General features: G+C 63.6%; 4 protein-coding genes. 1 reads left to right on the top strand and 3 read right to left on the bottom strand.

Annotation, left to right across the window (positions count from 1 at the left end):
- Window positions 1–256 precede the first annotated feature (256 nt).
- Window positions 257–1,549: a phospholipase D-like domain-containing protein gene (locus MRY84_RS05015; RefSeq protein ID WP_291504649.1), complete on the top strand. Its 1,293-nt coding sequence runs from the start codon at window positions 257–259 to the stop codon at window positions 1,547–1,549.
- 180 nt (window positions 1,550–1,729) lie between these two features.
- Here MRY84_RS05015 and MRY84_RS05020 read toward each other — a convergent pair whose 3' ends face one another.
- The 3 genes from MRY84_RS05020 to MRY84_RS05030 all read right to left on the bottom strand — a co-directional run bounded on the left by MRY84_RS05020 (window position 1,730) and on the right by MRY84_RS05030 (window position 3,239).
- Window positions 1,730–1,978, bottom strand: a complete 249-nt coding sequence (locus tag MRY84_RS05020; RefSeq protein ID WP_291504650.1) for a hypothetical protein — start codon at window positions 1,976–1,978, stop codon at window positions 1,730–1,732.
- A 330-nt stretch (window positions 1,979–2,308) separates the two neighbouring features.
- Window positions 2,309–2,767 (bottom strand): SRPBCC family protein, encoded by a 459-nt coding sequence (locus tag MRY84_RS05025; RefSeq protein ID WP_291504651.1) that lies wholly within the window; start codon window positions 2,765–2,767, stop codon window positions 2,309–2,311.
- Between the two features lie 154 nt (window positions 2,768–2,921).
- Complete coding sequence (locus MRY84_RS05030; protein WP_291504652.1) at window positions 2,922–3,239, bottom strand: DUF2322 family protein; 318 nt, start codon at window positions 3,237–3,239, stop codon at window positions 2,922–2,924.
- Window positions 3,240–3,409: the final 170 nt, after the last annotated feature.

The raw sequence follows: 3,409 nt of genomic DNA on the forward strand, positions 1-3,409 counted from the left end.
AGGCGCTTCGGCGTGTCAGGCGGAGCGGGGCTGCTGGGTGGTCGAACAAAGCGGTGGTACGGAAGTGGGATGTCACGGAAGTAGGATGGGGTGAGCTGATACAGAAAGCGTAGGTGCCGGCGGTGCAGGCCCAGGGCAGAGGGTTCATGCGGGGGCAAAGTTCCACGCGCCGCACAGTCGCCTGACCCATTGTGCTGCCCCGCGGTGACGGCGTTTACCTACAGGTAGGCCGCGGCCATGAATCCACAATCCCGCCATGCCCGCCGCTGGCCGTTTCAGTTCCACCCTCCGCACCGTTTTCTTCACCGCACTGGCCACAGGCGCGCTGGTGCTGCTGGCCCTCAACTTCAACGCGGGCGAGAAGGAAGTCCAGCAGCAGCTCCCCCGCATCTACACCACTGCCAGCCCACAGTTCGAGCGAGCCCTCGGCAGCCTGCTAGGTCCGGGCATCGTCGGCGGCAACGAGGTCACTGAACTGCTCAATGGCGACCAGATCTTTCCCCCCATGCTGGCGGCCATCCGGGCTGCGCGCCATAGCGTCACGTTTGAGACTTACATCTACTGGTCTGGCGACATTGGCAAGGCCTTTGCCGACGCCCTGAGCGAGCGCGCGCGTGCCGGCGTGCCCGTGCACGTACTACTCGACTGGGTAGGCAGTTCGAAGATGGATGAAAGCTACCTCACCGAGATGAAGGCTGCGGGCGTGCAGATCGAGAAATTCCACAAGCCCCACTGGTACAACTGGGCCCGCATGAACAACCGCACCCACCGTAAGCTGCTGGTGGTGGACGGCCAGGTGGCCTTCACCGGCGGCGTGGGCATCGCGCCCGAATGGACGGGCAACGCGCAGGACCCTGAGCATTGGCGCGATTCGCACTACCTGGTGCGTGGACCTGCCGTGGCGCAGATGCAGGCCACCTTCCTGGACAACTGGCTCAAGGTGACGGGGCGCGTGCTGCATGGCGACCGGTACTTTCCGCCCCTGGCCCCGGTGGGCAACCAGCGGGCGCAGATGTTTTCCAGTTCGCCATCGAGCGGCAGCGAGAGCATGCAGTTGATGTACCACTTGGCCATCACGGCGGCTGAGCACAGCATCGACCTCTCGGTGGCGTACTTCGTACCCGACAAGCTCACGCACAAGCTGCTTATGGACGCCCTGGCGCGCGGCGTGCGCCTGCGCCTGGTGACGCCGGGCGAGCATACCGACACCGAAACAGTCAAGGCCGCATCCCGCGCCACCTGGGGGCCGCTGCTGAAGGCGGGTGCAGAGATCTATGAATACAAGCCCACGATGTACCACTGCAAGGTCATGATCGTGGACCAGCTGCTGGTGTCGGTAGGCTCCACCAATTTCGACAACCGCTCGTTCCGCCTGAACGACGAGGCCAATCTCAACGTTTACGACGCCCAGTTCGCGCAGCGCCAGACACGGGTGTTCGAGGACGACATCCGGCGATCACGCCGCGTCACGTATGAAGACTGGCTCAACCGGCCACTGCGTGAGAAGGTGCATGAAAAGATGACGGCCGTGCTGCGATCGCAGCTCTGATGCCATGAATGCGATCGATGCGGCTGGTGGGCTTGGCGCACCCGGCTGGCTGCGGGGGGATATGAATCCGAATCGAATGCTGGCGCTCTGGAGGCAGGCGTCAAAAGCTATCAAATCAATAGCGTACCTGGGCCTTGAAGCAAGCGGCCGGGTGCCAGCCTGCCGAAGCTCGCAGGCAGGTCAGTCAGCTACAAACTCGTACGTCACCTCTTCGCTCTCGACCATGCCGAGCACATCGTCCAGCACGCTCTCGTCATCGGTGCTGCTCCACATGTCTTCGGGGTCGGTGGCAAACAAAGGCTCGATGGCGAGGTCCATGTACTGGCCGTCGGGCAGCTTGAGCACGGGCGTGCCTTCCGAGGTTTCGACCAGCTCCCAGTCGTCGGGAACGGACATTTCGAGCTGGATGGTGACGTTGAGTTTTTTCATGAGGGCTCTTTCGCTATCAGGGTCGGGCAGGGTAACCCAATTCGACGCCCGCGCGTACCGCTCCGCTCAGAGGCCGAGAGTTTTTTGGCCGAGCCCGCAAGGGGCCCAAAAACATCCCGGAGCCAGGTGCAAAGCTCAGCCATCGCTCGGGCCACGGCGAGCATTGGCAACGACGAGCCTGGGGGCTTGCGTGCAAGACGGGCATGGGCAGAAGACTCTCAGCCCCTCAGTTCTCGGGCAAGCTGGGCTCGGACGAGAGAAAGGTTGTGCTGAAGCGCGGGCACCACGGCCGTCCAGCGTCCATGCGCACCGCGCCCTGTCAGCGCCGCATCACCCCGGAATCTCCGGCTCCACCAGCAGCGCCAGCAGCTGCAGCGATTCCTGCCACCCCAGGTAGCAAGCCTCCGTGGGTATCACCGCCGGGATGCCCGCCTGAACAATCGACACCTCGGTGCCCACCATCACCTTTCTGAGTGCGATGGTGGTGCGCATTTCGCCGGGCAGGTTCGGGTCGTCAAACCGGTCGGTGTGCACGATGCGCTCGCCAGGCACCAGCTCGACATACTCTCCGCCAAAGGCGTGCGTCTGGCCGTTGCTGAAGTTGGTGAATTGCATGCGATAGCTGCCGCCCACGCAGGCGTCCATGCTCAGCACCCGGCCCGTGAAACCATGGGGCGGCAGCCATTTGCACATGGCGTCGGGGTCCAGGAAGGCACGGTAGATGCGTTCGGGCGGCGCGCGCAGCACGCGGTGCAGGGTGACGGTGCCGGTGGTGTTGTCTGTCGTCATGCTCGGGTCTCCTAAGGGGGCATCGGGGTGGATGAAGGAAAGGGAAAGCGTGGGCCGCTGAACCATACCGCGCATTTCAACCGGCTCACACCCCTACGACGAACGTGCACGTTCGCTTTCGACAGACTGCCGTTGCCACTGCCGTTTTTTTGTCTCAGGCCGAAATCGCGCGCACTCCAAAGCTCTCGCTGCCCTGCGCCCAGGCCAGCAGCCGGTCGATGTTGGGGTGCTTGCCCGGAAAGGTGCGCGCATCCGCCACATGCTCCGCGTACCACTCCAGCCCCAAGCTGGCGGCTGCGGGCGTGATGCGGCCGCCATACAACGCCGCCAGCGCGGCATACACCACCAGCGAGCCCGTCTGGCCGGGCTTGTTCTCAATGGTGGCGAGGACCTGGTCGTCAGCATCCAGCAGGTGAAGGGCGGCGAGGTGGCTGGCAGAGGGGAGCTGCTTGAGGCGGTCTGCGAAGTTCATGGTGAGAAGTTGAATTGAACGAAACTCGAGGTTAAAGAAATAGGCCGCTGGCGCAGGGTGGATAAGCGCTGGCAGCTATGAAAAAGTGAGTGAGGCGGGGGATGCTACTGCAACCACGGTGCGACGGCCTCACGCCTGCCACACCCCGAACCCGGCCGAGCGCAGGTCAA

Source organism: Acidovorax sp. (assembly GCF_022763525.1).
Taxonomy (GTDB): Bacteria; Pseudomonadota; Gammaproteobacteria; order Burkholderiales; family Burkholderiaceae_C; genus Acidovorax.